General features: G+C 71.2%; 28 protein-coding genes. 10 read left to right on the top strand and 18 right to left on the bottom strand.

Going from position 1 to position 25,220, the window contains the following annotated elements; all coding sequences use genetic code 11:
* Positions 1-58: 58 nt before the first annotated feature.
* A complete protein-coding gene (locus AB0K35_RS03040; RefSeq protein ID WP_363883360.1) occupies positions 59-703 on the top strand; it encodes a DUF2306 domain-containing protein in 645 nt (214 codons plus the stop codon).
* On the opposite strand, the gene AB0K35_RS03045 is transcribed toward AB0K35_RS03040, so the two are convergent.
* The 8 genes from AB0K35_RS03045 to AB0K35_RS03080 are packed head-to-tail and all read right to left on the bottom strand — an operon-like array spanning position 690 to position 6,896.
* Complete coding sequence (locus AB0K35_RS03045; protein WP_238667895.1) at positions 690-1,517, bottom strand: IclR family transcriptional regulator; 828 nt, start codon at positions 1,515-1,517, stop codon at positions 690-692. The two genes, AB0K35_RS03040 and AB0K35_RS03045, sit on opposite strands and share 14 nt — an antisense overlap.
* On the bottom strand, positions 1,514-1,894 hold the full coding sequence (pcaC, locus tag AB0K35_RS03050; RefSeq protein WP_238667896.1) for a 4-carboxymuconolactone decarboxylase: 381 nt from the start codon (positions 1,892-1,894) through the stop codon (positions 1,514-1,516). Before pcaC ends, AB0K35_RS03045 begins: the two co-directional genes overlap by 4 nt.
* Positions 1,891-2,670: a 3-oxoadipate enol-lactonase gene (gene pcaD, locus AB0K35_RS03055; RefSeq protein ID WP_363883363.1), complete on the bottom strand. Its 780-nt coding sequence runs from the start codon at positions 2,668-2,670 to the stop codon at positions 1,891-1,893. The genes pcaC and pcaD overlap by 4 nt, the downstream gene beginning before the upstream one ends.
* Positions 2,667-4,007: a 3-carboxy-cis,cis-muconate cycloisomerase gene (gene pcaB, locus AB0K35_RS03060; protein WP_238667898.1), complete on the bottom strand. Its 1,341-nt coding sequence runs from the start codon at positions 4,005-4,007 to the stop codon at positions 2,667-2,669. The genes pcaD and pcaB overlap by 4 nt, the downstream gene beginning before the upstream one ends.
* Entirely contained in the window at positions 3,982-4,554 is a 573-nt protein-coding gene (gene pcaG, locus AB0K35_RS03065) for a protocatechuate 3,4-dioxygenase subunit alpha (protein ID WP_238667899.1), read from the bottom strand. Before pcaG ends, pcaB begins: the two co-directional genes overlap by 26 nt.
* Positions 4,547-5,296 carry a protocatechuate 3,4-dioxygenase subunit beta gene (pcaH, locus tag AB0K35_RS03070; protein WP_363883366.1) on the bottom strand — a complete coding sequence of 250 codons (750 nt, stop codon included), beginning with the start codon at positions 5,294-5,296 and terminating at the stop codon, positions 4,547-4,549. The genes pcaG and pcaH overlap by 8 nt, the downstream gene beginning before the upstream one ends.
* Positions 5,293-6,063 (bottom strand): CoA-transferase, encoded by a 771-nt coding sequence (locus AB0K35_RS03075; RefSeq protein ID WP_363883765.1) that lies wholly within the window; start codon positions 6,061-6,063, stop codon positions 5,293-5,295. The genes pcaH and AB0K35_RS03075 overlap by 4 nt, the downstream gene beginning before the upstream one ends.
* A gap of 14 nt (positions 6,064-6,077) precedes the next feature.
* On the bottom strand, positions 6,078-6,896 hold the full coding sequence (locus tag AB0K35_RS03080; RefSeq protein ID WP_238667902.1) for a CoA transferase subunit A: 819 nt from the start codon (positions 6,894-6,896) through the stop codon (positions 6,078-6,080).
* 296 nt (positions 6,897-7,192) lie between these two features.
* Between AB0K35_RS03080 and AB0K35_RS03085 the strand changes: the two genes are divergently transcribed.
* The 7 genes from AB0K35_RS03085 to AB0K35_RS03115 all read left to right on the top strand — a co-directional run bounded on the left by AB0K35_RS03085 (position 7,193) and on the right by AB0K35_RS03115 (position 14,455).
* On the top strand, positions 7,193-8,653 hold the full coding sequence (locus AB0K35_RS03085; RefSeq protein ID WP_363883368.1) for a benzaldehyde dehydrogenase: 1,461 nt from the start codon (positions 7,193-7,195) through the stop codon (positions 8,651-8,653).
* Positions 8,654-8,671: 18 nt separating this feature from the next.
* Positions 8,672-9,853: a 4-hydroxybenzoate 3-monooxygenase gene (gene pobA, locus AB0K35_RS03090; protein WP_363883370.1), complete on the top strand. Its 1,182-nt coding sequence runs from the start codon at positions 8,672-8,674 to the stop codon at positions 9,851-9,853.
* Positions 9,854-10,060: 207 nt separating this feature from the next.
* Positions 10,061-11,035: an ABC transporter substrate-binding protein gene (locus tag AB0K35_RS03095; protein WP_363883372.1), complete on the top strand. Its 975-nt coding sequence runs from the start codon at positions 10,061-10,063 to the stop codon at positions 11,033-11,035.
* A gap of 66 nt (positions 11,036-11,101) precedes the next feature.
* The gene (locus AB0K35_RS03100) at positions 11,102-11,902 is read left to right on the top strand and encodes an ABC transporter permease (protein ID WP_238667906.1); all 801 of its coding nucleotides are present in this window, start codon (positions 11,102-11,104) and stop codon (positions 11,900-11,902) included.
* Positions 11,899-12,723, top strand: a complete 825-nt coding sequence (locus AB0K35_RS03105; protein WP_357360392.1) for an ABC transporter permease — start codon at positions 11,899-11,901, stop codon at positions 12,721-12,723. The genes AB0K35_RS03100 and AB0K35_RS03105 overlap by 4 nt, the downstream gene beginning before the upstream one ends.
* The gene (locus AB0K35_RS03110; RefSeq protein ID WP_363883375.1) at positions 12,716-13,528 is read left to right on the top strand and encodes an ABC transporter ATP-binding protein; all 813 of its coding nucleotides are present in this window, start codon (positions 12,716-12,718) and stop codon (positions 13,526-13,528) included. Before AB0K35_RS03105 ends, AB0K35_RS03110 begins: the two co-directional genes overlap by 8 nt.
* 39 nt (positions 13,529-13,567) lie before the next feature.
* A complete protein-coding gene (locus AB0K35_RS03115; RefSeq protein WP_363883377.1) occupies positions 13,568-14,455 on the top strand; it encodes a PaaX family transcriptional regulator C-terminal domain-containing protein in 888 nt (295 codons plus the stop codon).
* Here AB0K35_RS03115 and AB0K35_RS03120 read toward each other — a convergent pair.
* The 10 genes from AB0K35_RS03120 to AB0K35_RS03165 all read right to left on the bottom strand — a co-directional run bounded on the left by AB0K35_RS03120 (position 14,379) and on the right by AB0K35_RS03165 (position 22,825).
* Complete coding sequence (locus tag AB0K35_RS03120) at positions 14,379-15,905, bottom strand: long-chain fatty acid--CoA ligase (RefSeq protein WP_363883379.1); 1,527 nt, start codon at positions 15,903-15,905, stop codon at positions 14,379-14,381. The genes AB0K35_RS03115 and AB0K35_RS03120 overlap by 77 nt on opposite strands.
* Before the next feature lie 59 nt (positions 15,906-15,964).
* Entirely contained in the window at positions 15,965-16,417 is a 453-nt protein-coding gene (locus AB0K35_RS03125) for a MaoC family dehydratase (protein WP_238667911.1), read from the bottom strand.
* Positions 16,418-16,434: 17 nt separating this feature from the next.
* Positions 16,435-17,316 (bottom strand): amidohydrolase family protein, encoded by an 882-nt coding sequence (locus AB0K35_RS03130; protein ID WP_238667912.1) that lies wholly within the window; start codon positions 17,314-17,316, stop codon positions 16,435-16,437.
* Positions 17,317-17,367: 51 nt separating this feature from the next.
* A complete protein-coding gene (locus AB0K35_RS03135; RefSeq protein ID WP_238667913.1) occupies positions 17,368-18,294 on the bottom strand; it encodes an SDR family NAD(P)-dependent oxidoreductase in 927 nt (308 codons plus the stop codon).
* 112 nt (positions 18,295-18,406) lie between these two features.
* Positions 18,407-19,168, bottom strand: coding sequence for an IclR family transcriptional regulator (locus AB0K35_RS03140; RefSeq protein WP_238667914.1), 762 nt, complete (start codon positions 19,166-19,168; stop codon positions 18,407-18,409).
* A gap of 30 nt (positions 19,169-19,198) precedes the next feature.
* Positions 19,199-20,152, bottom strand: coding sequence for a PDR/VanB family oxidoreductase (locus tag AB0K35_RS03145; protein WP_308193436.1), 954 nt, complete (start codon positions 20,150-20,152; stop codon positions 19,199-19,201).
* Positions 20,149-20,367, bottom strand: a complete 219-nt coding sequence (locus AB0K35_RS03150) for a hypothetical protein (protein ID WP_238667915.1) — start codon at positions 20,365-20,367, stop codon at positions 20,149-20,151. Before AB0K35_RS03150 ends, AB0K35_RS03145 begins: the two co-directional genes overlap by 4 nt.
* Entirely contained in the window at positions 20,364-21,407 is a 1,044-nt protein-coding gene (locus AB0K35_RS03155; RefSeq protein WP_363883382.1) for an aromatic ring-hydroxylating dioxygenase subunit alpha, read from the bottom strand. Before AB0K35_RS03155 ends, AB0K35_RS03150 begins: the two co-directional genes overlap by 4 nt.
* A 156-nt stretch (positions 21,408-21,563) precedes the next feature.
* Positions 21,564-21,896, bottom strand: coding sequence for a TraR/DksA C4-type zinc finger protein (locus AB0K35_RS03160; RefSeq protein WP_308193441.1), 333 nt, complete (start codon positions 21,894-21,896; stop codon positions 21,564-21,566).
* A 569-nt stretch (positions 21,897-22,465) separates the two neighbouring features.
* On the bottom strand, positions 22,466-22,825 hold the full coding sequence (locus AB0K35_RS03165; RefSeq protein ID WP_238667918.1) for a DNA polymerase ligase N-terminal domain-containing protein: 360 nt from the start codon (positions 22,823-22,825) through the stop codon (positions 22,466-22,468).
* Between the two features lie 134 nt (positions 22,826-22,959).
* On the opposite strand from AB0K35_RS03165, the gene AB0K35_RS03170 reads away from it, so the two are divergent.
* Positions 22,960-23,580 carry a TetR family transcriptional regulator gene (locus AB0K35_RS03170; protein WP_238667919.1) on the top strand — a complete coding sequence of 207 codons (621 nt, stop codon included), beginning with the start codon at positions 22,960-22,962 and terminating at the stop codon, positions 23,578-23,580.
* A 123-nt stretch (positions 23,581-23,703) separates the two neighbouring features.
* Positions 23,704-25,203, top strand: coding sequence for an FAD-dependent monooxygenase (locus tag AB0K35_RS03175; RefSeq protein ID WP_363883385.1), 1,500 nt, complete (start codon positions 23,704-23,706; stop codon positions 25,201-25,203).
* Positions 25,204-25,220: the final 17 nt, after the last annotated feature.

A 25,220-nucleotide genomic window follows, 5' to 3' on the forward strand; every position in this document is an offset into this window, starting at 1 on the left:
CCGATCGCGGCCCATGTGCCGATGAGCGGGGACGGGTGCGGCGTCCACCATCGATGGCATGACGATGCGCGAGTGGCGGCTACCGGCCGCGTTGATCCTGCTGGGCCTGATACCGATGCTCGCCGGCGCGGGGCGGCTCACCGAGTTGGGCAGCGGAGCGGAGGTCACCGCGGCGAACGCACGCTTCGTCGCCGATCCGCTGCCTGTGGTGCTGCACATCGTCGGCGCGGTGGTGTACACGATCCTCGGCGCGTTCCAGTTCGTACCCCGTCTGCGCCGGCACGGCTGGCACCGCCGGGCCGGCCGGGTGCTCGTCCCCTGTGGGCTGACTGTCGCGTTCACCGGGCTGTGGATGGCCTTCGCGTACGACCTGCCGGCCCATGACAACGACGTGCTCGCCGGTATGCGGCTCGTCTTCGGTTCGGCCATGGCCGGCTCGATCCTGGTCGGTCTCGCCGCCGTGCTCCGCCGGGACATCGCCCGGCACCGCAGGTGGATGGTGCGCGGCTACGCGATCGGCCTCGGCGCCGGCACCCAGGCGTTCACCCACGCGCCGTACCTCATCGCGACCGGCGAGCAGCCCGGCGGGAACCTCCGGGCCGGGCTGGTGGTCGCCGGCTGGTTGATCAACCTTGCGGTGGCTGAGTGGTACCTGCGCCGTCCGGCGCGGGTCGTCACCGCGCCGGCCCTCAAGCCGAGCTGAGCCCGAGCCCGCCGGCAGTCGGTGACCGGCTCAGGCCGCCCCGGATGTCCTCCTCGATCCGCTTTGCGGCGGCCAGCAGCGGCGGGAGCAGCTCTCGACGGATCATCTCGAAGGACCCCCGGCTGGCGTGCGCGGAGACGTTCACCGCGGCGATCACCGACCCGTTCTCGCCGTGGATCGGCGCGGCCACCGAACGCAGCCCCTCCTCCAGCTCCTGGTCCACGATGGCGTACCCCTGAGCGGCGATCTTCGTCAGGACGGCGCGCAGCTTGGCCGGGTCGGTGACGGTACGCCGGGTCAGCGGCCGCAGTTGCGCGGTGGCGAGGTAGTCGTCCAGCCACTCCACCGGTTGCGCGGCGAGCAGCACCCGGCCCATGGAGGTGGCGTACGCGGGGAACCGGGTGCCGACGCTGATCCCCACGGTCATGATCCGCTTGGTGGGCACGCGGGCGACGTAGACCACCTCGTCGCCGTCGAGCACCGACACCGAGCAGGACTCGTGCACCTGCGCGACCAGCGCCTCCATGTGCCGCTGCGCGACCTCGGGCAGGCTCAGGCTGGACAGGTAGGCGTACCCGAGTTCGAGGATCCGGGCCCGCAGCGAGAAGAGCCGGCCGTCGGTGTGCACGTAGCCCAACTCGACCAGGGTGAGCAGGAACCGGCGCGCCGCGGCCCGGGTCAACCCGGTCCGCCTGGCCACCTCGCTGAGCGTGAGCTGCGGATGTTCGCCGTCGAACGCCCGGATCACCGCGAGGCCGCGCTCCAGCGACTGAACGAACTCCGGCGACCTCGTCGCCTCCTCGCTCACGCTCACCCGCCCTCCTGCCGCAGGGTCTCCCGGGCCACAGTGAACGCCCGGTTCGCCGCCGGTACACCAGCGTAGACGCCGACCTGGAGCAGGACCTCCGCCACCTCCTCCGGGCTGAGCCCGTTGCGCAGCGCGGCCCGGACATGCATTGCCAACTCCTCGTCGTGGCGCAGGGTGGCGAGCACGGCGAGGGTGACGCAGCTACGGGTCCGTCGGTCGAGGCCCGGCCGGCTCCACACCTCCCCCCAGGCGTAGCGGGTGATGAAGTCCTGGAAGTCGGCGGTGAACTCGTCAGTGCCGGCGACCGCGCGGTCCACGTGCGCGTCACCCAGCACCTGTCGACGTACCGTCATGCCCGCCTCGTGCCGCTCACTGTCGTTCACGCGTCACCTCGTCCCTCGTGGAAGTGCTCCAACAGGAGTCGGCACACCTGCTCGGGTTGCTCGACGTTGGCCAGGTGCGCCGCCGCGTCGACCACCGCCAGCCGGGCCCGTGGGATACGCCCCACGATCTCGCGGGCGTGCTCCACCGGGGTGGCCGGGTCGTCCGCGCCGGCGATGACGAGCGTCGGCGCGGCCACCCGGCCGAGGTCGGGTTGGAGGTCCATCGCGGCTATCGCCTCGCAGCAGGCGGCGTAGCCGGCCGACGGCGTCTCGGTCAGCATGGCGCGGTGGGTGGCGACCACCTCCGGCCGGGCGGCGGCGAAGCCCGTGGTGAACCAGCGGGCCACCACCGCGTCGGCGATCGCCGACAGACCGTCGGCCCGTACCGTCGCGGCTCGTGCCCGCCACTGCTCTGGTGGGCCGAGCGACGCCGACGTGCAGAGCAGCGCCAGCCGCCGCACCCGGTCGGGCGCGTACGTGGCGAGCCACATGCCCACCATGCCGCCGAGGGACAACCCCGCGTAGTGCACCCACGGCACGTCGAGGTCGTCCAGCGTCCGCAGCAGCTCCCGGCCCAGCAGGTCCAGCGTGTACGGCCCGGGCGGCACCGCCGAGCGGCCGTGGCCCAGGTGGTCGTATCGGATGACCCGGAACCGTTGGGCGAGCGCCGACACCTGGGGTTCCCACATCGCGGCGGCGGTGCCGAGGGAGCTGCCCAGCAGCAGCACCGGCGCGGCGGCCGGGCCGTCCACGGTGAGATGCAACCGGGTGGTCATCCGCCCGCTCCCCGCACGGCGGCGAGGGCACTGTCGACGAACCGGCCGGCCGAGCCGAGCCAGCGGTACGGGTCGAGCGCCTCAGCCAGCTCCGTGTCGGACAGGTGGGCACGGACCTCGGGGTCGGCGAGCAGCGCGGCGCGGAACGAGGGTTCGGCGGCGGCGCGGGTCACGAGATCGTGTGCGACGCGGCGGCCGACGGCGGGCGCCAGGCGTGCGGCGACCGCCTCGGCGAGCAGGAGGCCGCCGGTCGCGTCGAGGTTCTCCCGCATCCGCTCCGGGCGGACCTGGAGCCCGGTCAGCATGCGGGCGCACCGGGCGGTGGCGCCACCGGTCACGTGCAGCAGATCGAGGAGCGGCTCCCACTCGGCGTGCCAGCCGCCTGCGGCCCGCTCGTGCTCCTGCACCGCCGTGGCGAACAGTGTGGCGACGAGACCCGGACCGCGTCGCGCCGCGGCGGTGACGAGGATCGAGTCCACCGGGTTGCGCTTGTGCGGCATGGCGGACGAGCCGCCTCGTCCGGCGCCGCCCTCGGCGACCTCACCCACCTCGTTCTGGGCGAGCAACCCGACGTCGAGCGCGATCTTGCCGGCGGCCACCAGGAGCCCACCGAGGGCGGCGGCCAGATCGAGCCAGGGTTGACGGCGGGTGTGCCAGGGCAACGGGCTGGGCGGGAGGCCCAGGTGCTCCGCGAACCGCTCGGTGATCTCGACGCCGGTCGGGCCGAACGCCGCCAGGGTGCCGACCGCGCCACCCAGTTGCGCGGGCTGTGCGGCACGGACCTGACGCAGTCGGTCCCGGGCCTGGACGAGACCGGTCAACCAGCCGGCGGCCCTGAGCCCGAAGGTGCTGGGTGCCGCCTGCTGCCCGAGTGTCCGGGCGACCATCACGGTGTCCCGGTGGGCGTCGGCCAGCCGGGCGGCGGCGCCCACGGCGACGTCGAGGTGAGCCAGCAGCGGCCCGAGCGCCCGCACGGCCACCAGGACCAGCGCGGTGTCCAGCACATCCTGGCTGGTCGCTCCGGAATGCACCCAGGCTCGGGCGTGCTCCGGCACGGCGGCGGTCAACTCTCTCACGAGCGGGACGACCGGGTTGCCGGTGGCGTCGGCGGCCCGGCCCAGTGCGGCCGGGTCGTACCGCTCGGCGCGGCACTGCTCGGCGATCGCCTCGGCCGCCGGTACGGGCACGATGCCGGCGTCCGCCGCGGCCCGGGCGAGCGCGGCCTCCACGTCGAGCATCGCCTGGAGCAGTGCCGGGTCGCTGAGTTCCGCGTCGACGTCCGGGGTGCCGGAGAGGCCGCCGAGCAGTCCCTCAGAGGGCGAAGAAGACGGTCTCATGGTCGCCCTGAAGGTGGATGTCGAACCGGAACCCGTCTGCGGCGGGACTCGCCAGCAGGGTGCCACGGCGGTCGGTGTCGACGTTGCTCAGCACGGGGTCGGCGGCGTTCGCCGTCGACTCGTCGGGGAAGTAGAGTCGGGTGACGAGGCGGTGCAGCAGCCCGCGCCCGAAGACCGACAGGGTCAGGTGGGGGGCTTCGGTGCCGCCGTCCGGCTCGGGCAGCGCACCGGGCTTGACGGTCAACAGCCGGTACCACCCCTGACCGTCGGTCTCGCTCCGCCCGAATCCGCGAAAGCCCACGAGCGCGGGCGGCCGAGCGCCCCGAGGGTCGTCCGGATGGTCGAACCGGCCGTCCGGGTCGGCCTGCCAGCTCTCCACCATCGCGTCGACCACCGGTGTCCCGGTGCCGTCGACGATCCGACCGCTGATCCAGAACGCGCCCGGCGTGCCCTCGGGCACCACGTACGGACCGTCGGGCCAGCGCAGGCCGATGTGCAGGTACGGCCCGACGGTCTGCGCGGGCATGACGCCCAACTGTTCACTCATCGTCGTCCCCGTCCTCGAAAGGGGTGCTCTCCCGGCCGCGCAGCACGATGTCGAACTCGTACGCCAGCGCCCACTCCGGTGCGGTGCTGGCGTGGTCGTACCGGGCGATCATCCGTTCCCGGGCCTTCGGGTCGCGGACCGAGTTGAAGATCGGGTCCTGGAAGAAGAGCGGGTCGCCCGGGAAGTACATCTGCGTCACCAGCCGCTGGGTGAACGCCCGACCGAAGAGGGAGAAGTGGATGTGCGCCGGCCGCCAGGCGTTGTCGTGGTTACGCCAGGGGTAGGCGCCGGGCTGCACTGTGATGAACCGGTAGCGCCCCTGGTCGTCGGTGAGCGCCCGGCCCACCCCCTCGAAGTGGGGGTCGAGCGGCGCCGGCCAGGTGTCCCGTGCGTCCCGGTACCGACCGGCGGCGTTGGCCTGCCAGATTTCGACCAGCGTGTGGGGCACCGGTCGGCCGTCACCGTCGCGGACCCGCCCGTGCACGATGATCCGCTGCCCCTGCGGCTCACCGTCGTGCTGGCGGGTCAGGTCGTGGTCGAGCGCACCGAGCCGCCCCTCCCCCAGCAACGGCCCGGTGACCTCGGTCAGCCGCTGCGGCAGGTGGACCAGTGGGTGTCCCGGCGCCCGCGCCACTGTGGACTTGTAACCGGGGCTGAGCAGGGGTGGGTGGGCGTCGACGTCGTCGCGCCGGTAGCGCGGTAGCACCAGTCCGCTGCCGGGCTGGCTGTCCTGAGTGGTCATTGTCGTCTCCCGTCGACCTTCGTCGCCTCCAGCGCCCGCAGCACCGCGAGTTCGCGTGCCGTCGGCGGCGCACCGGTGGCCAGTCCCTCGGCGACGGCGAGGTCCCAGCCGGTGGCCGCTTGCGCCTGCTCCCTGGTCACGCCGGGGTGCAGGTGGGTCAGTGTGAGTTCGCAGGTGAGCGGGTCGGGTTCGAGGACGCCGAGATCAGTGATCACCACTCGGGGGCCTCCGCCGCGCAGGCCGAGTCGCTCCCGGTCGCCCGGGCCCGTCCCGTAGCCGACCGAGGTGACGAAGTCGACCCGTTCGGTAAAGGTCCGCAGGTCCTGCCGGACGATCACCACGACCTCGCCGCAGGAGGCGGCGATCTCCGGGGCGCCACCGGCGCCGGGCAGCCGTACCGTCGGGGCGTCGTAGTCGCCGCCGACGACCGTGGTGTTGATGTTGCCGTAGCGGTCGAGCTGCGCGGCGCCGAGGAAGCCCACGTCGATCCGGCCGGGTTGGAGCCAGTAGTTGAACACCTCGGGCACCGAGACGACCGCGTCAGCGGTGTCGGCGAGGATCCCGTCTCCGATGGAGAGCGGAAGCCGGTCCGGCTTCGCGCCGAGGCACCCGGATTCGTAGATCAGCACCAGGTTCGGGGCGTGGGTCGCCCGCGCGAGATTCGCCGCGGTGCTGGGCAACCCGATCCCGACGAAGCAGGCGGTGCCGTCACGCAGTTGCCGCGCGGCGGCGACTGTCATCATCTCGTCAGCGGTCCAGCTGGTCATCGTGGTCTCGTCGGTCACGCCGCAGCCCCAGCCTTGTGCACGTGCTCGTCGAGCCAGGCGCGGAAGGTGTCGCGGTGCCGGCTGACGGCGTCCCAGTCCCGGTAGAAGTCGTTGTCCCGCACCGAGTAGCCGTGGGCGTAGGAGGGGTGCGCGCCTCCGGGCACCTCGGCCACCGCGGTGACCGCCCATCCGGGCAGGACCACCTGTCCGGGTACGGGTTCCAACTCGTCCACGATCTCCTCGACGGTGACCAGTGACCGGTGGGCGGCGAGCACCGCCTCCTTCTGCACCCCGGTGATGCCCCACATCTGCACGTTGCCGTTCCGGTCGGCGCGCTGGGCGTGCACCACCGTCACGTCCGGACGCAGGGCGGGGACGGCGGTCAGCGTCTCGCCGGTGAACGGGCAGGTGATGGGCCGGATGTTGGTGGTGTGCCCGGGCAGGTCGGTGCCGGTGTAGCCGCGCAGGACGGCGAACGGCAGCCCGGACGCACCGGCGACGTACCGGTTGGCCATGCCCGCGTGACTGTGCTCCTCCAGTTCGAGTGGACGTGGCCAGGCGTGCTGCACGGCGTCCCGGAAGCGGTGCAGCGACCCGACGCCCGGGTTGCCACCCCAGGAGAAGACCAGGCGACGGGCGCAGCCCGCCCCGATCAGCTGGTCGTAGATGACGTCGGGGGTCATCCGCACGAGGGTCAGATCCTGCCGCCCCTGGCGGATGATCTCGTGACCGGCGGCGAACGGAATGAGGTGCGTGAACCCTTCCAGGGCCACCACGTCGCCGTCGCGGACCAGGTGCGCCACGCCGTCGGTCAACGAGACGAGCTTCGCCATGGGCCTCCCCGCCTCCTGCGCGAACGGTGCTGCCGCCGGCCGTTCGCTATGCGGACTGCCGTACTCATCTCGAACGTACGACGGGGAACGACATCCGTCAACGACAGGCCGGACCGCCGTCCACAGTGCCCGACAATCACGCCGGGCGATGCGTTGACGCGAGCCGGACCACGTGCCAACGTTCAGGAAGAGAACGGCCGTTCGGCAAGCGAACACCTCTGGGCCCTTCGTGAGCGGAAGTCCGCCCGGTCACCCCGGGACCAGCCCACCGGCCCCACGCTCCGAGGAGGACCGCCATGACACTGCTGGACGTCACGACCTGGCAGGGCACCCTGCACAGCGACGGCTGGGTGGAACCGGCCGGCGGCACGGCACCCGTGCGATCCCCCGCCACCGGCGAGGAGATTGGCCAGGTCGGCGTGGCGAACGCCGAGGACGTGACGCGCGCCTGCGCTCGCGCCGCCGTCGCCCAGCGCGCCTGGGCCGCCACCGGCTACGCCGAGCGGGCAGCGGTGCTGCGCCGGGCCGGGCAGCTGTTCGAGCGGCACGCCGCCGAGATCGGCGACTGGATCGTGCGGGAGGCTGGGTCAGTCCCACCCAAGGCCGGCGTCGAGACCGACACCGCGGCGCAGGAATGCTACGAGGCGGCGGCGCTGGCCTCGCACCCGCTCGGCGAGATCATCCCGAGCGCGCAACCGCGGCTCAGCCTGGCTCGCCGGCTGCCCGTCGGCGTCGTCGGAGTCATCGCGCCGTTCAACTTCCCACTCATCCTGGCCACCCGTTCCGTCGCCCCGGCCCTGGCGCTGGGCAACGCCGTCGTGCTCAAGCCCGACCCGCGCACCGCGGTCTGCGGCGGTGTCTCGATCGCCCGGGTCTTCGAGGAGGCCGGCCTGCCCGACGGGCTGCTGCACGTCCTTCCCGGCGGGGTCGAGGTCGGGGAGGCGCTGGTGGCCGACCCGAACATACGGGTGATCAGCTTCACCGGGTCGACCGCTGCCGGCCGCAAGGTCGGCGAGGCGGCAGCACGCCACCTCAAACGCGCACACCTCGAACTCGGTGGCAACTCGGCGCTGATCGTGCTCGACGACGCCGATCTGGACCTCGCGGTCTCCGCCGGCGCCTGGGGGTCGTTCCTGCACCAGGGCCAGATCTGCATGACCACCGGCCGACACCTGGTACACGAGAGCCTGTCCGATCGGTACGTCGAGCGGCTGGCGGAGAAGGCGAACCACCTGCCGGTCGGCGACCCGGCGAAGGAGCAGGTGGCGCTCGGGCCGATCATCGACGAGCGCCAGCGCGACAAGGTCCACGCACTGGTCACGGCGAGCGTCGACGCGGGTGCCCGACTGGCCGCCGGGGGCACGTACGAGGGGCTGTTCTACCGGCCGACGGTGCTCACCGACGTCACCCCCGCGACCCCGGCGTACGCCCAGGAGGTCTTCGGACCGGTCGCGCCGGTGATCACCTTCGCCGACCAGGACGAGGCCGTGCAGTTGGCCCGGCAGACCGAGTACGGCCTGTCGCTGGGCATCCTGGGCCGCGACGTGATGAGGGCGATGGCCCTCGCCGACCGGATCCCCAGCGGGATCGTGCACATCAACGATCAGACGGTGAGCGACGAGGCGGTGGCGCCGTTCGGTGGGGTGGGGGCGTCCGGCACCGGCTCCCGGTTCGGTGGGGCCGCCGCGAACGTCGAGGCGTTCACCGAGACCCAGTGGCTCACCGTGCAGGGTGCCATCACGCGGTATCCGTTCTGACGCCGGGAGGAGAGGAGCATGCCGGGAATGCGTACCCAGGTCGGCATCGTCGGTGCCGGGCCGACCGGGCTCATGTTGTCGCACCTGCTGCACCTGCGCGGAATCGAGTCGGTGGTGCTGGAGAGCCGCAGCCGCGACCACGTCGAGCACCGGCTGCGGGCGGGCGTCCTCGAACAGGGCTCGGTCGACCTGCTCTGCCGCAGCGGTGTGGGTGAGCGGCTGCGACGGGAAGGGCTGCGCCACGAGGGCATCGAGCTGCGTTTCGCTGGGGAGTCGCACCGGGTGCCGATGACGGATCTGACCGGGCGGGCGATCACCGTCTACGGGCAGCAGGAGGTGGTCAAGGATCTGATCGCCGCCCGACTCGCGGCCGGCGGCTCGATCCTCTTCGAGGCCGACGCGGTACGCCTGGACGGCCTCGACTCGGACTCGCCGGTCGTCCATTTTCGACGCGACGGGCGCGACGAGGAGCTGCACTGCGACTTCGTGGCCGGCTGCGACGGCTTCCACGGGGTGAGCCGGGGCGCGGTGCCCGAGGGGGTGCTGACCACCTACGAGCGGGCGTACCCCTTTGCCTGGTTGGGTGTCCTCGCCGCCGCGGCGCCGGCGGTGGACGAACTCATCTACGCCAACCACGAACGGGGCTTTGCCCTCTACAGCATGCGCTCCCCCGAGATTTCCCGGCTGTACCTACAGGTCGCGCCGGACGAGGACATCGCCGCGTGGCCCGACGAGCGGATCTGGACGGAACTGCGGGCCCGGTTGGAGACGGTGCCGGGATGGTCGCTCAACGAGGGGCCGATCCTGGAAAAATCCATAACCCCGATGCGCAGCTTCGTGGTCGAGCCGATGCGGTGGGAGCGGTTGTTCCTGGCCGGAGACGCCGTGCACATCGTCCCACCCACCGGCGCGAAGGGCATGAACCTTGCCCTCGCCGACGTCGCGCTGCTCGGGGACGCGTTCGCCGCGTGGTACGACGCGGGTCGCACCGATCTGCTGGACTCCTACTCGGCCACGGCGTTGCGCCGGGTCTGGCGGGCCCAGCACTTCTCCTGGTGGATGACCTCGATGCTGCACCGGCTGGAGCGCGACGACCCGTACGAGACGAAGCTGCAGACCGCCACGCTGAGGTACGTCGCCACCTCGGAGGCGTACGCCAGGAGCCTGTCCGAGAACTATGTGGGCCTGCCCGAGGTCTGAGCGCGAACCGGTGCGACGCCTCCACAGCAGAGCGTTGTTCAACTTATTCATGACGGGCGTCAGAAATTATTGACTTTCGATGCCAGGGTGACTGACCATGGCCAACACAGCGGCGTGCGCCCCCACGCAGCGGTAGTTCACCTGCAGATCCGAGGCATCCGCCGACTTCCGACGCACCCACCACCCCGCCCAGGAAGGGCCTCGTCAATGAAGAAGGTCATGGCTCTCGGGCTGATCGCCGCTACCGCGATCGCCCTCACCGGATGTACCGACTCCGACGCGTCCAAACCGTCCGACCAGCCCTCCGGCGACCTGCGCAAGGTCCGGGTCGCGGCGCTGCCCATCACCGAGACCGCCGCGCTCTGGGCCGGCATCAAGGCTGGCCTCTTCGCCGAGCGCGGGCTCCAGGTCGAGGTGCTGCCCGCCCAGGGCGGCGCGCAGGCCATTCCGGCACTCCTGAACGGCGACATCGACTTCGCGATCGGCCAGCCCTTCGGCCCGTTCCGGGCCGACCTGCGGGATCTCGGCGTCGTCATCATCGGCAACTACGCCTCCTCGTACGCCGACGGCGACGACATCAACGCCGTGGTCGCCTCGGCGAAATCCGGCATCAAACGACCGGCCGATCTCGCCGGCAAACGGGTCTCGGTCAACAGTCTCGGCGCGGCCGGCGACGTGACGATCATGGCGGCGGTCGAGAAGGACGGCGGTGACCCGTCGACAATCAAGTTCGTCGAGGTCGCCTTCCCGGACGCCCCGGCCCAACTCGAATCCGGCAACATCGACGCCGCCTGGGTGCCGGAGCCCTTCGTCACCCAACTGAAGACCCGCGGCGACACCTTCATCGTCGCGCCCTACCAGGCGGTGGTGCCCGGCCTGACCACGCTCACCACCATCACCACAAAGGAACGCACCGAGAAGGACGCCAAGCTGGTCGAGGACTTCACCGCGGCGATGAAGAAGACACTGGAGTGGGCCAAGGACCCCGCCAACGAGACGTCACTGCGGCAGGCCATCAAGGACAACCTGCAACTGCCGCCACCGGTGGCCGACTCGGTGCGGCTGCCGGCCTTCGGTTGGCAGGTCGACCGGTCGAGCCTGCAGACGCTCGCCGAGCTCGCGCAGAAGTACAAGGTTCTCGACAAGCAACCCAACTTCGACCGTCTCATCCAGCAGCAGTAGCTGGCGCGATCCGGCCCTCCCGACCCCCGGGAAGGGCCTCGCCGCCCGCCTGACGACGGGAGTGACATGCGTGTGTTCCCCACCCGACGCCTGCGCGCGTTACGCAAAGCGATGCTGGGCGTCGTCGGCCTGACCGGGTTCCTCGTCGTCTGGCAGCTGATCCCGACGCTGGGCCTGATCAACCCGCTGTATCTGCCGTACGTGACGGACGTGCTGGCGCGGCTGTTCGAGCAGATCGTCGACCTCGCGTTCTGGCGGCGGCTGGGCAGCACCATGACGTCCTGGGCGATCGGCCTGACGGTGGCGACGGTTGCCGCCGTCGTCCTCGGCACTGTCGTCGGGTTGGTGCCGTTCCTGCGGCGCGCGACGCACACGATGGTCGAGTTCCTGCGGCCGATCCCGTCGGTCGCCCTCATCCCGCTCGCCGTGCTGATGTTCGGCATCCAGCGGCAGGCCGCCCTCGTCATCATCATCTACGCGTCGTTCTGGCAGGTGTTCGTGCAGGTGATCTACGGCGTCGCCGACGTCGACGCGGTGGCTCGCGACACCGCCCGCAGTTTCGGTCTGACCCGGCGGGAACAGTTGTCGCACCTCGTCCTGCCCACCACCCTGCCGTACCTCATGACGGGCCTGCGCCTCGCGGCGGCGGTGGCGCTCATCCTCGCCATCACTGCGGAGATGGTGATCGGTAACCCCGGCCTCGGGCGCATGATCGAGCTGTCCCGGTCCGCCGGAGACGCCCCCGGCCTGTACGCGCTGGTAGTGGTCACCGGCCTGCTCGGGCTCGCGGTGAACATCGTCTTCCGGTTCATCGAGCGTCGGGTGCTGTCGTGGCACCAGTCGGTACGAGGAGAGGAGCCGTTGTGACCGCGTACACCGGGCGGATCGCCACCACGGCACGCAACCGGACGGTCGGATCCCGGATCGCGGCGAGCCTGCTCTACCCGTTGGGGTTGCCGACGCTGCTGCTGGTGCTCTGGGGTCTGGTGGCGACGAGGACGACGAGTCGGTTCTTCCCCGACCCGTTGACGATCGCCGAGGCTTTCCGGGACACCTGGATCGGCCCGGCGTTCGTCGAGGACGTGCTGCCCAGCCTCGCCCGCCTCGGCCTCGGTGTCGCCGGATCGATAGTGCTCGGCATCGCCGCCGGCACCGTCATCGGCCTGACCCGCTGGTTGCGCGAACTCCTCGAACCGGTGCTGGAGTTCCTCCGGGCCATCCCGCCACCGGTGCTGATTCCGGTGGTGATGCTCCTGCTCGGGATCACCGACACCATGAAGGTCGTCGTGATCGTCTCCGGCGCGATCTGGCCGATCCTGCTGAACACGATCGAGGGTGTCCGGGGAACGGACAGCGTCATGACGGAGACCGCGGAATCGTTTCAGGTCACCTGGTGGGAGCGGCTCTGGTTCCTCGTGCTCCCCGCCGCCAGCCCACGGATCATGGCCGGGGTCCGGCAGGCCCTCTCGGTGGCGCTGATCCTGATGGTCATCTCCGAGATGTTCGCCTCCTCCTCCGGCCTCGGCTACCGGATCGCCTACTTCCAGCGCAACTATCTGATCGCCGAGATGTGGAGTGGCATCCTCCTCCTCGGTCTCGTCGGCATCTTCCTCGCCGTAGCTTTCGGTCTCGTCGAACGGCGTGTTCTGCGCTGGTACCACGGAATCAGGGAGGTCAACCGTGCCTGATCGGAGCACGATGCTGCGGGTGGAGCACCTGCGGAAGGTCTACGAGTCGGCGACGGGCACCGTCGAGGCGATCGGGGACATCAGCTTCACCATGGACGCCGGTGAGCTCGTCTGCATCGTCGGGCCGTCCGGTTGTGGCAAGACCACCCTGCTGAAGTGCCTCGCCGGCCTGCTGCGGCCCACCAGCGGCGTGGTCGAGATGGACGGCACTCCGGTGACCGGGCCCAGCCCGGCCATGGCCGTCGTGTTCCAGGAGTACGGTCGCAGCCTCTACCCCTGGCTGACGGTGCGCGGGAACGTCGAGCTGCCACTGCGGCACAAGAAGCTCACCCGCGCGGCCCGGGACAAGCTGGTCGTCGACGCTCTTGAGGCGGTGGGCCTCGCGCACGCCGCGCGAAGCCACCCGTGGCAGCTCTCCGGGGGGATGCAACAGCGGGTGGCGATCGCGCGGGCGATCGCCTACCAGCCCGACGTCCTGATCATGGACGAACCGTTCGCCGCCGTCGACGCGCAGACCCGGGCCGACCTGGAGGACCTGGTCCGCGAGCTGCACGCCAGCCGCACCATCTCGGTTGTCTTCGTCACCCACGACATCGACGAGTCGGTGTATCTCGGTCAGCGGGTTCTAGTATTGTCCACGTCGCCGACCTGGGTCCAGGAGGACCTCGCGATCGACCTGCCGCCGGAGCGCGATCAGATCACGACCCGCGCTCTGCCCCGTTTCACGGAATTGCGGACGCACGTCTACGACCAGATCCAGCGGGCCAAGCGCGGGCAGGCTGTGGCCCCGCGATCCGCGCGATGATCGGCGGCCAGGCCAACGAGTTCGCCGAAGGGAAGCGCTGTGGGTAGTCGTCAGCCGAAGCAGTTGTTGCTCGCCTTCTTCGGCGAACACGTCGTCGACGCCGCCACGGGACCCATCCGGGCAAGCGCTCTGATCAACGTGTTGGAAGGCGCTGACGTCGCCGCGCCGGCCACCCGCGCGACCCTCGACCGTCTCGTGCACAGCGGCATCCTCGGCCGCAGCAGGAGCGGCCGGGAGACGCTGTTCTCACTGACCGAGCACGGGGCCGCTGTGCTGCGCGAGGCGACGTACCGCGTTCGCGGGCCGCGGCCGTTCGACCCACAGGGCAGCGGATGGACCCTTGTCACCTTCTCGATCCCGGAGGGCCAGCGGATGCTGCGGCACCGCCTGCGTTCGACCCTCACCTGGGAGGGCTTCGCGCCGCTCCGGGACGGGCTGTGGCTGGCGCCCGGCGAGGTCGACCTCGCCGGGTCGTTGGAGCGGCTGCGGCAGGACCTCGCACCCAACACCGTGGTCGCCTTCCACGCCCGCGAACTCGCCGGCTTCCCGATCGGTGAGAGCGTGCGCACGGCCTGGGACATCGAGGCGATCCGACGCGCGCACCTCGCCTTCATCGAGGTGTGGGACGACCCGTCCGCGCTGGCGATGGCACCGAGCGCCCTCACCGTACGAACCATGCTCGTGGCCGACTGGCTCGCGCTGCTGCGCGCCGACCCGAGGCTGCCCGGGGAGTTCATGGACGCGGAATGGCCTGCTGCGAGATCGGTGCGGACCTACCGCCGGATGCACGGCAAGCTGGCCGAGGCGTCCGCTGCGGAATTCGCCGAACTCGTCGCGGCCCGGCCCGCGCCTAGGCGCCGAACCGGGTCCGCAGATCGGCCTTCCGCACCTTCCCCGACGCCGTCCGCGGCAGCTCGTCCACGATGACGACGTTCTTCGGGAGCTTGTAGCGCGCGATCCTGCCGTCCAGGCCGGCCCGGACGGTGGCGGTGTCCACGGACGCCCCCTCCCGTACGGTCACGATCGCCCACGGCACCTCCCCCCAACGCTCGTCCGGCACGCCGATGACCGCCGCCGAGGTCACCCCGTCGACCTCGGTGAGCAGCTGCTCGAGTTCGAGCGGGTAGATGTTCTCGCCCCCCGAAATGATCATGTCCTTGAGGCGGCCGGAGATGTAGAGGTAGCCGTCGGCGTCCAGGTGACCGAGGTCGCCAGAGCGGAACCACCCGTCGGCGGTGAACGCCTCGGCGGTCGCCTCCGGCAACCCGTGGTAGCCGGGGAAGACGTTGGGACCGGTCACCTCGATCTCACCGACGGCGCCGACGGGCAGCACCGCACCGGCCGCATCGGTGATCCGTACGTCGGTGAAGAAGTGCGGCAGGCCGACACTGCCCTGCTTGACCCGGGTCATCGCCGGCGGCAGCGCGGTGGCGCCCGGCGCGGCCTCGGTCATGCCGTAACCCTGGGAGAACGACAGGCCCCGCGCCTCGTACGCGTTGAGGATGCGGGCCGGCACCGCCGAACCTCCGCAGGTGAGCTTCGTCAACGACGACAGGTCGGTCGACGCCCAGCCGGGGTGGTCGGCCAGCAACTGGTAGGTGGTCGGCACACCGCTGAGCATGGTGACCCCGTGCCGCTCGATCTGCGCGAGCGCGCGTCCCGGCTCGAAGCCCCTCTCGATGACCATCGTGGCGCCCTTGAGGATGATGGGCAGGGCGCCCATCCCGAGCGAGGCGACGTGGAACAGCGGCGAGATCATGAGGGCGACGTCTGTGGAGACGACGTCATAGTCGACCACACAGTTGAGCGCCACCCAGGTGAGGTTGCCGTGGGTCAGCACCGCGCCCTTGGCCCGGCCGGTCGTGCCCGAGGTGTAGACGATCGCCGCCGGATCCTCGTGGGCGGTGTCGACGTGGTCGGTGAACGGGGTGGCGGCGGCCCGGGTCAGGTGGGCCAGCCCGGGTCGGTCCGCGCTGCCCTCGCCGTTGACGATGACGTACGGGATCCGGGCGGCCGGCGCGGCGGACGCCACCGGCACCGCGAAGTCCGGGTCGTGGACCAGCACCCGCGCGGCACAGTCGGCGAGGACGTAGCCGATCTCGGGTGCGGCGAGCCGGGTGTTGATCGGCACGAAGACCGCACCGACCTGCGCCGCAGCGAACATCACCTGGAGCAGTTCGGGGCTGTTCTCTCCCAGGTAGGCGACGGAGTCGCCCTTGCCGACGCCCCGCTCCCGCAGCACCGCCGAGATCCGGTCCGCGGCGTCGGCGAACTGGCGGTAAGTCATGGGTGGCCGGTCGCCGTGGATGATCGCGATCTGGTCCGGGGACTTGAGCCGGCGCTTGGCCAGCCAGGCGCCAATTCCGTGCTGGTGCATCATCATTCTCCCGGGGGTGGAGGTGGTGTGCTCGCCCGGCTCGACGGATGCCCCCGGGCTCAGGCGTAGAAGCGGTACAGCCCGCGCGCGACGACCGCCGGCTTGGTCCCGCCCTCGATCTCGATCGTCTGGTCGACAGCGAGCTGGTAGCCGCCGCGCACCTCGACGACCTCGACGACGGTGGCCCGCATCCGCACCCGCGCCCCGACCACCACCGGCGCGGGGAAGCGCACCTTGTCGAGGCCGTAGTTCACCTTCGTGGTCACGCCCTTGACCTCGAGCAGCTCGGTCCAGAAGGGAACCGCCAGGGAGAGAGTGAGGAAGCCGTGCGCGATCGGTGCGCCGAACGGGCCGGTCTTCGCCCGTTCCGGGTCGACGTGGATCCACTGGTGGTCGTCCGTGGCGTCCGCGAACAGGTCCACCTGGTCCTGGGTGACAGTGCGGTACCCGGTGTGGCCGAGATCGGTGCCGGCGAGGTCGCCGAGCCGGTCGTAGGTGATGGTCGTCGTCATGGCGTTCCCTCTCGTCGTCACCGGGCCAGGCCCAGCAGTCGGGCCGCGTTGTCCTTCAGGATGCCCGGGAGCACGTCCGGTTTGAGGTCGGTCGCCTGCACGTCGCGCAGCCACCGGTCCGGGGTGAGCATCGGGTAGTCGGTGCCGAAGAGCACCCGTTGCTTCAGCAGCGAGTTCGCGTAGCGCACCAGCTCGGCCGGGAAGTACTTCGGGCTCCAGCCGGACAGGTCGATCCAGGTGTTGTGCTTGTGCGTGGCCACCGACAACGCCTCGTCCTGCCAGGGCACCGACGGGTGGGCCATGATGATCTGGAGGTCGGGGAAGTCGGCCGCGATCGGGTCGAGCAGGATCGGGTTCGACCGGCCGAGCCGCAGGCCGTAGCCGCCCGGCGTGCCCGCGCCGATGCCGGTCTGCCCGGTGTGGAAGAGCGCCGGGACGCCGGCCCGCTCCAGCAGGCCCCACAGCGGCGCGTACTCGTCGTGGCTGGGGTCGAAGCCCTGCACGGTGGGGTGGAACTTGAAGCCGCGAACGCCCTCCTCCCGGATCAACCGGTCGGCGAGTTCGACTGCCGCTCCCCCGGTGCGCGGATCGACCGACCCGAACGGGATGAGCACGTCGGCGTGCTCGGCCGCCGCGCGGGCGATCTCGACGCTCGACAGTGGCTGGTGCTCCAGTTGGGTACGCGCGTCGACAGTGAAGACGACAGCTGCCATGTGCCGCTCGCGGTAGTACCGCGCCACCGCCTCGACCGCGGGCCGTGGGCCGTCCGTCCTGAAGTACGCCGACGCCGCTGCCAGGAGCGGTTCGGGCAGTGAGGTGTGACCGTGGTCGTCGACCTCGATGTGCACGTGCATGTCGATCGCCGTGACGTGGTCGAGGTCGATCGCGGGCTGGTACATGGGGCCAACCTTCGTCGGGCGGGTCGGTGCGGGCAGGTCCGCTCGGGCCGGTCAGGACGGCGCGGGCTCGAACTCCTCGGGGAGTTCCGGGAAGCGTTCGCCGACACTCTGCGCCGCACCGGCGAATGTCGTCGGCCAGGCCTCCACCAGCGCGTCGTACGTCCAGCCGCCCTCGCGGTGCGCGGTCAGCGCCGCCTCCGGGTGGGTCCAGATCTGCAGGCGGTCCCCGCCGACACCGATCACCTGCCCGGTCACCGAGGCCGCCGCGTCGGAGCCGAGGAACGCGACAAGCCCGGCCACGTCGTCCGCCGTGCCGAAGCCCAGTTCGTGTCGGAAGAACGCGGGCATCGGCTCGCCGTTCGCCTCGGCCCGCACCGCCGCCGCGAAGTAGGGAACGGTGGCGGTCATCGCGGTCGCGGCGACCGGGACGACGGTGTTGGCGGTGATGCCGGCCCGCTTCAGCTCCAGCGCCCAGGTCCGGACCATGCCGACGATGCCCGCCTTGGCGGCCGCGTAGTTGGTCTGGCCGAAGTTGCCCCGCTGCCCGGTGGGTGACCCGACGCAGATGATCCGCCCGCCCTCGCCGGCCTGCCGCATGTGCTGCACCGCCTCGCGCACAGTGGTGAACGTGCCACGCAGGTGCACGTTGATGACGGTGTCGAAGTCGTCGTCGCTCATCTTCCACAGCACCGTGTCGCGCAGCACGCCTGCGTTGGTGACGAGGATGTCCAGCCGGCCGAAGTGTTCGACCGCCGTGCTGACGAGCTCCTTCGCGGTCTCGGTCGGGCCGACCGGTGCGACCACCGCGACGGCCCGACCGCCGGACGTCTCGATCGTCGCCACGGCGTCGGCGGTGGTCTCGGCGTCGACGTCGTTGACCACGACCGAGGCGCCCCGCCGCGCCAACTCCTGGGCGTAGGCGAGGCCGAGACCCCGCCCGGCGCCGGTGACGATGGCGACTTTGCCGTCCAGTGACATGAGTGCTCCCTTTCGTCGATGCCGATCTGCGCACGAAGGTGGGGAGTAACACGCGCACCGGCAACGTAATGCAGAATTTGACCGGGCGTCAACGATTCGCAGTCTGTCTACATCAGACGGCAGGGCGGGTGGGGTTGTTCAGCGCCCGGGAGACCACCCGGCCGGCGGCCTGGACCAGCGGCGCCAACGCCACCGGGTCCGCCCGGTCGTGGGCGACCACCAGCGAGATCGCCGCCACCACACCCTCCGGTACGCGGATCGGCGCGGCCACCGAGAGGGCGTCCATCGTGACCTGACGGTCGCTGACCGCGTACCCGACCCGGCGTACCTCGGCGAGACAGCGACGCAGCCGCTTCGGGTCGGTGATGGTCAGTTCGGTGTACCGCTCCAGCGGCGCCGCCAGCACCTGCTCCTGGACCTCGGCGGGCGCGTGGGCGAGCAGGACCAGCCCGACGCCGGTGGCGTGCAGCGCGAAGCGACCCCCCACCCGGGTGAGAACGGGCACCGCGTGTCGCCCGGCGATCCGTTCGATGAAGACGAGTTCGAGATCCTGCCGGACGGCGAGCTGGACGTTCTCGTGGGTCACCTCGTACAGGTCCTCCATCACCGGCAGGGCCAGCTCCCGCAGCCCCAGGCCCCTGGGGGCGAGCGAACCCACCTCCCACAGCCGCAGACCGATCCGGTACCGCCCGTCGTCACCGCGCTCCAGTGCCCCCCACGCGACCAGCTCCGCGGCCCGCCGGTACACGGTGGGCAGTGGCATCCCGGTGCGACGCGCCAACTCGCTCAGGGTCAACGCCGGGGTGGCCGGGCTGAACGCGTCGAGCAACGCCAGCACCTTGCTCGTCACCGACCGTCCCGGCTCTGCGCGCACCCCGTCATCATCCCCGCCCACGCCGGCAGCTCACAGCTCCAGCACGAGTCGGGGCGTACGGGCCCGGGAGACGCAGATCATCATGGTGTCCCCGGCGGCCCGTTCCTCGGCGGTGAGCAGGCTGTCGCGATGCTCCGGCACACCGGCGAGCACCGGCGTCTCGCAGGTGCCGCAGGTGCCCTCCCGGCAGGACGAGAGGACCTGCACCCCGGCCTCCTCCACCGCCAGCAGGATCGGCGTGCCCGGCGGCACCGTCACCGTCCGCCCGGAGAGCGCGAGCTCGACCTCGATCGTCGTCTCCGGCGCGCCGGTGTCGCCCCGGGCGGTGAAACGCTCGACGTGCAGGCAGCCCGGTGGCCAGCCGCGGCAGTGCTCCTCGACCGCGGTGATCAGTGGTTCCGGGCCGCAGCAGTAGACGAGCCCGCTGCCGGGCCGGCCCAGCAACCCGGCCAGGTCGAGCAGCCCGGTCTCGTCCTGCGGGTGCAGGCTCACCCGGTCGCCGTACCTCACCCGCAGGGTGGTGGCGAAGGCCATGGTGGCGCGGCTGCGTCCGCCGTACACCAGCCGCCAGTCGGCGCCCGCGGTGTCGGCCGCGGCGACCATCGGTGCGATGGGGGTGATACCGATGCCGCCGGCAATGAAGAGGTAGCGGCGTGCCGCGACCAGCGGGAAGGTGTTGCGCGGGCCGCTCACCCGGACGGTCGCGCCGACGGTGAGCCGCTCGTGCGCCAGCCGAGAACCGCCGCGCCCGTCTGGCTCGCGCTGCACCGCGATCCGCAGGACCGACCGCTCCGCCGGGTCACCGCAGAGGGAGTACTGGCGGGTCAGCCCGGCGCCCAACTCCAGGTCGATGTGCGCGCCCGGCGTCCACTCGGGCAGGTCACCGCCGTCCGCGCGACACAGGCGGATCGCCACCACCTCGGCCGCCACCTGATCGCGGCCGGCGACCACCAGCTCCGCACCGGTCAGAGCATCCACCGTCACTCGCGCATCGCCAGCCGTCTCGGCGGTCCGGGCACCGGCACGGCCGCACCCTGGTGGCCCTGCGGGTGGGCGAGCAGCCACTCCCACAACTCGACCGGCTCCTCGGCGAGGCGCTCGGCCCCACAGTGGCAGATCCCGCGCAGCGTGTCGGTGCCCGGCACCCAGTGGATCCGGTAGACCCGGTCCCCGCTGCGGGTGCCTGCCCGGGAACTCACCGCGCCGCTCCCACCGTCCCCGACCCGACCATCCGGGCCAGCAGCCGCCGGGCGGCCAGGCCACCGGTGTCGATGTTGATGCTCAGCTCCTGATACCTGTCCGGCTCCGTCGCGATCACCTGCTCCAGAATGTTGAGCGCGGTCACGTCCTGCATGACAACCGTGTGGTTGCTGTGGTGGAGGTACTCGCTGACCGACTCGTCGTCGATCGCGAAGTCGCGCGCCACCGCCCAGAAGTCATAGGTGGTGTGCTCCGTCGACGGGGTGATGGCGTACACGATCTCGGCGTGGAACGCTTCGCGGTCCTCGCCCTCCGCGGGCGGGTAGACACCCTGCGGCGCGATCCGGCTGTGCAGCAGGTAGAGGCAGGGCGGGTGGTACTCGATGTCCTGCCACCTGGTGATCCGGCCCTGGATGCCGGTGGAGCGCGCGTAGAACGGGGGGCACTCGGCGTCGTCCATGTGCCGACTGACGTAGACGATCCCCCGGTCCTCGTCCACTTCGGTGGTGATCGGGGTGTTCGCCACCTCCGGCGTGCCGATGTAACCGCCGTGCAGATAGGTCTCGTGGGACAGGTCCAGGAGGTTGTCGACCAGCAGCCCGTACCGTGCGTTCAGTGGCGCCATGCCCCGCACCACCGCGTAACGCGGGTCGGCCAGCCACGGTGCGCGCGGAATCGCAGCCGGGTCGGCCCGGTCCAGGTCGCCGATCCAGACCCAGATGAAGGAGTCCTGTTCGACAACCGGGAACGAGACCACCCGCGCGGTGCGCGGGATGCGCTGTTGACCGGGTACGAAGACGCAGGCGCCGGTCGGATCGTAGGTGAAGCCGTGGTAGCCGCAGACGATCGTGTCGCCGTCGAGCCGGCTCTCCGACAGCGGGAAGCGCCGGTGTACGCACCGGTCGGCGAGCGCCACCGCCTGCCCGGCACCGGTGCGGTACAGCACCAGCGGCTCACCGAGGACCGTCCGGGCGAGCAGGTTTCGCCCCACCTCACCGCCGTAGGCGGCCACATACCACTGGTTACGCGCGAATGCCATGCGACCGGACCTCCATGCCGACGGATGTCGATGGAGCCGGATCGTCCCGTGCGGTGTCCCCGCTGGGGAACCGGAGCTTTCACTGAATGAAAGGCCGGGCTCTCGTACGTGACGGTGTGGCTGCCGTACCGGCGGCACGGCAGCCACACCGGGGCGTCACCTGTTCTGCTTCTCCTGGCAGGGCACGCAGAAGCGAGCGTGCGGGAGAATTTCGAGCCGCTCGGCCGGGACACTCTGGCCGCACCTCTGGCAGGCACCGTAGGTGCCGTCGCTGATCCGGTTCAGCGCACCGGTGATCTGCTCGATGTTCTGGCGGGTGGCCAGCAGCAGCGCGGCCTGGTTGTGGGCCTCGCCGGGGTCGCCGGTGTCCGCGTTGAGCTCGGTCAGTTCCCGCAGCCGAGCCGTCTGGGTGGCGAAGTCGTCCGCCAGGGACGCTCGTAGGTCAGCCAGCCAACTCTGGTCGAGAGTAGGACGATGATCGACGCTCATGATCTGCCTTTCAAGGGGAATGGGTGGGAAAAATGGGAAAAACAAAAAGGGCCGAAGCTTGGTAGCTTCGCCCTGGCGGTCGTTCTGGGTATGCAACGACTCCGCAGGTGGGCCTCGGCCGGTTCGCGTCGGGCTCGACGTTGTGCGCATGGGCGCGGTGTGCGGCGCGCGGACAACCGGCACCCGCATGTCGGCCTTGGGACGGGTCGCCGTCGGCACGCGCACAGCACCGCCCACCGCCACCTCGGTGGCGGCGGGCGAGCGGAAGGTCACCGGCGGCATACCCCCACCATAGAGTGGCGTTGCCCTAATGCCAACGTTCGCGGTGGGACGTCGTTCCGGCCACAAACTGCCACTTTCCGCCGCACTAGGGCCGTTGTCCGAATCGACCGACTCCGTCCGGTTCTCCATCGGCCCGGTGTCGCCGGTTGGTCAGCTCGGGGTGAGGAGGCAGAACTCGTTGCTTTCCGGGTCGGCCAGGACCGTCCACGGCCCGTCACCCTGACCCACGTCGGCGGCTGTCGCGCCGAGATCCTTCAGCCGCGGCCCACCGTCGCCGTCTTCGTCGGCTACCGTCCGCGCTCGTCCGGAGGCTGCTCCTTCGTCAGGTGGAGCAGCCACCCCTCGCCGGTGCGGATGAGCGCGTATCGCCGGGGGCCGGTGCGGCCGTGCAGGGTGAACAGCATCCGGCGGTCGGTGCGATCGTGCTCCTCCCAGGTGCCGATGTCGGCGATCGACTTGTCGACGTCCTCGTAGGTGAGGTGATCGAGGTCGTGGTCGGGCACGGCGATCGCGAGGCGGTTGTCGCTGGGGCTGTCCGGAAGGCCGCGAGGCACCGCCCAGGAGCGCAGCACGCCGTCCTCCTCCAGCCGCAGGTCGAAGTGCGGTCGTGGTTTGCGGTGGTCGTGCAGGACGAAGGCAGGTGCCACTCCCCCATTGTCGGCGCCGGCCCGCCCTTCCGCCTGTCGACGCGATCACCTCGGATAGCCGGTACCCGCCGTGTGGGGGATTTTTGCGTAGCACGCATATTTGCGTGTCACGCAAATGGTGCTAGCGTGGTGGCATGACGGGGCTCCGGGAGCGCAAGAAGGCCGAGACGCGGGCGGCGCTCGGTTGGGCCGCGATCCATCTCACCGCTGAGCGCGGCTACGACAACGTCCGCGTCGAGGACATCGCCGATGCGGTCGGTGTCTCCCCGCGCACCTTCAACAACTACTTCTCCAGCAAGGCCGAGGCGATCGCCTCCCGCCACCTCGACCGCAGCCTGCGCACCGCCGCCGCGCTGCGCGAACGTCCCGCCGACGAGCCGCTCTGGGCAGCGCTCACCCAGGCCGCATTGGAGCAGTTCACCCGCGGCCCCGAGGTCGAGGCGATGCCCTCCCCCGACCACGCGCAGTGGGTTGCCGGCGTCCGCACCATGCTCGCCGAGCCCGCGCTGCAGGGCGAACGGCTGCGCGCCACCGCCCTCGCCGAGGCCGAGCTCGCCGCCGCAGTCGCCGAGCGCACCGGCACCGACCTCGCCACCGACATGTACCCGAGGCTCGTCGCGGCCGCCGCCAGCGCCGCCGTCAGCGTCGCCATGCAGCACTATCTCGACAGCGCCGACCCACCCGCCCCGATCGAACGCCTCATCACCGACGCCTTCACCCAGATCGCCGCCGGCCTCCCGGCCCCACCCCGCTGAAGCTCCGCCCTCACGCAGGGCACCACCTCACCCACGTCTCCAGCCGCGTCACACTCCCGCGGCGGGCCGGCCACGCGCCGCGCCTGCCGTGGCGATGACGCACACCCCGAAGGAACCACGACCATGATCGATGTCGTCATCGTCGGCGCCGGCCCCAACGGCCTCATGCTCGCCTGCGAACTGGCGCTCTCCGGCGTACACCCCGTCGTCCTCGAACGCCACGCCACGCCCACCGGCGAGCCGCGCGCCAACGGCCTCGTGGGCCAGGTCGTTCGCCTGCTCGACCGGCGCGGCCTCTATGCGCGGCTCAGCGGTGAAAGCACACCGCCGACCCCTCAACCGGCCTTCACCTTCGGCGCGTTCCCGCTGGATCTCACGATGCTCGCGGAGAACCCGCACTACGTGCTCGGCGTGCCGCAAGCCCAGCTCGAAGCCGGTCTCGCCGTCCGAGCTACCGAGCTCGGGGTCGACCTGCGCCGCGGCCACGAGGTCGTCGACCTCCGCCAACGCCCCGACGGGGTCGAGGTTCACCTCGCCGACGGTACGCAGCTCACCAGTCGTTTCGTCGTCGGCGCCGACGGCGGGCGTAGCGCGGTGCGCCGCCTCGCCGGCATCGGCTTCCCCGGGGTCACAAACGACCGGTCGATCTCTCGTACCGCCACGGTGACGGTGCCTGCGTCATCCCTCGACCCCGAGACGGGCGGCCTGCGCGTCCCCGGCCTTGGCGTCGTCACGCCGTTCCAGCACACCCGCACCGCGCGTGGCCTGATCGCCTGGGCCCCGTTCCCCGGCCGCCCGGCGATCCTGAGCACGACGGAGTGGCCCGACACGCCAACCAACGACGAGACCCCGATGAGCGTGGCGGAGTTCCGCGCCAGCGTCGCCCGGGTGCTCGGCACCGACATCCCCCTCGGCGCGCCCGACGGCCCCGGCCTGCTGAGGCGGCTGACCGGCCGAAACACCCGCATCGCCGCCCGCTACCGCGCCGGCCGGGTGCTCCTGGTCGGCGACGCCGCGCACGTGCACCCCGCGATGGGCGGCCCCGGTCTCAACCTGGGCCTGCAGGACGCTGTCAACCTGGGTTGGAAGCTCGCCGCAACGGTGCGCGGCTGGGCACCGCAGGGGCTGCTCGACACGTACGAAAGCGAGCGTCGTCCCGTCGCCGAACGGGTCGTCATGTCCACCCAGGCGCAGTCGGCGCTCATCGGCCCTGGCGACGAGATCACCGGCCTGCGGGAACTCTTCGCCGAACTGCTGCGCAAGCCGGAGGTGACCGGGCACATCGCGGCGCTGATGTCCGGTGCGGACATCAGCTACCCCGCCGATCCCGCCGACCCGTTGGCAGGCCGCTGCGCGCCCGACGTCATCGTGCACACCGACCACGGCGCGACACGTCTCGCCGAACTGACCCGCACCGCCCGGCCGCTGCTGCTGGACTCCACTGGCGCCTACGCCGGGATCGCCGCGCCATGGCGGGACCGGGTCGACGTGGTCACCGGCCCACTGGAGGGCACCACAGCGGCCGCGTTGCTCGTACGCCCCGACTGCTTCGTCGCCTGGTCCGCCGGGGACGCCACCACGCTGCGCGCCTCGCTCACCCACCACTTCGGCCCTGCGCGATGACCGCGAGACAGTTCCGG

Origin of the sequence: Micromonospora sp. NPDC053740, from assembly GCF_040677775.1 — a bacterium.
GTDB classification, from domain to species: domain Bacteria; phylum Actinomycetota; class Actinomycetes; order Mycobacteriales; family Micromonosporaceae; genus Micromonospora; species Micromonospora alfalfae.

Excerpts from the sequence above, each read along its gene's own strand:
- pobA (WP_363883370.1), top strand. The coding sequence starts at position 8,672 with ATGCCGGGAATGCGTACCCAGGTCGGCATCGTCGGTGCCGGGCCGACC.
- AB0K35_RS03120 (WP_363883379.1), bottom strand. The coding sequence starts at position 15,905 with ATGCACCAGCACGGAATTGGCGCCTGGCTGGCCAAGCGCCGGCTCAAG.
- AB0K35_RS03160 (WP_308193441.1), bottom strand. The coding sequence starts at position 21,896 with ATGAGCGTCGATCATCGTCCTACTCTCGACCAGAGTTGGCTGGCTGAC.
- pcaD (WP_363883363.1), bottom strand. The coding sequence starts at position 2,670 with ATGACCACCCGGTTGCATCTCACCGTGGACGGCCCGGCCGCCGCGCCG.
- AB0K35_RS03170 (WP_238667919.1), top strand. The coding sequence starts at position 22,960 with ATGACGGGGCTCCGGGAGCGCAAGAAGGCCGAGACGCGGGCGGCGCTC.
- AB0K35_RS03130 (WP_238667912.1), bottom strand. The coding sequence starts at position 17,316 with ATGTACCAGCCCGCGATCGACCTCGACCACGTCACGGCGATCGACATG.
- AB0K35_RS03085 (WP_363883368.1), top strand. The coding sequence starts at position 7,193 with ATGACACTGCTGGACGTCACGACCTGGCAGGGCACCCTGCACAGCGAC.
- AB0K35_RS03100 (WP_238667906.1), top strand. The coding sequence starts at position 11,102 with ATGCGTGTGTTCCCCACCCGACGCCTGCGCGCGTTACGCAAAGCGATG.
- AB0K35_RS03135 (WP_238667913.1), bottom strand. The coding sequence starts at position 18,294 with ATGTCACTGGACGGCAAAGTCGCCATCGTCACCGGCGCCGGGCGGGGT.
- AB0K35_RS03175 (WP_363883385.1), top strand. The coding sequence starts at position 23,704 with ATGATCGATGTCGTCATCGTCGGCGCCGGCCCCAACGGCCTCATGCTC.
- pcaB (WP_238667898.1), bottom strand. The coding sequence starts at position 4,007 with ATGAGACCGTCTTCTTCGCCCTCTGAGGGACTGCTCGGCGGCCTCTCC.
- pcaG (WP_238667899.1), bottom strand. The coding sequence starts at position 4,554 with ATGAGTGAACAGTTGGGCGTCATGCCCGCGCAGACCGTCGGGCCGTAC.
- pcaH (WP_363883366.1), bottom strand. The coding sequence starts at position 5,296 with ATGACCACTCAGGACAGCCAGCCCGGCAGCGGACTGGTGCTACCGCGC.
- AB0K35_RS03095 (WP_363883372.1), top strand. The coding sequence starts at position 10,061 with ATGAAGAAGGTCATGGCTCTCGGGCTGATCGCCGCTACCGCGATCGCC.
- AB0K35_RS03125 (WP_238667911.1), bottom strand. The coding sequence starts at position 16,417 with ATGACGACGACCATCACCTACGACCGGCTCGGCGACCTCGCCGGCACC.
- AB0K35_RS03080 (WP_238667902.1), bottom strand. The coding sequence starts at position 6,896 with ATGGCGAAGCTCGTCTCGTTGACCGACGGCGTGGCGCACCTGGTCCGC.
- AB0K35_RS03155 (WP_363883382.1), bottom strand. The coding sequence starts at position 21,407 with ATGGCATTCGCGCGTAACCAGTGGTATGTGGCCGCCTACGGCGGTGAG.
- AB0K35_RS03075 (WP_363883765.1), bottom strand. The coding sequence starts at position 6,063 with ATGACCAGCTGGACCGCTGACGAGATGATGACAGTCGCCGCCGCGCGG.
- AB0K35_RS03040 (WP_363883360.1), top strand. The coding sequence starts at position 59 with ATGACGATGCGCGAGTGGCGGCTACCGGCCGCGTTGATCCTGCTGGGC.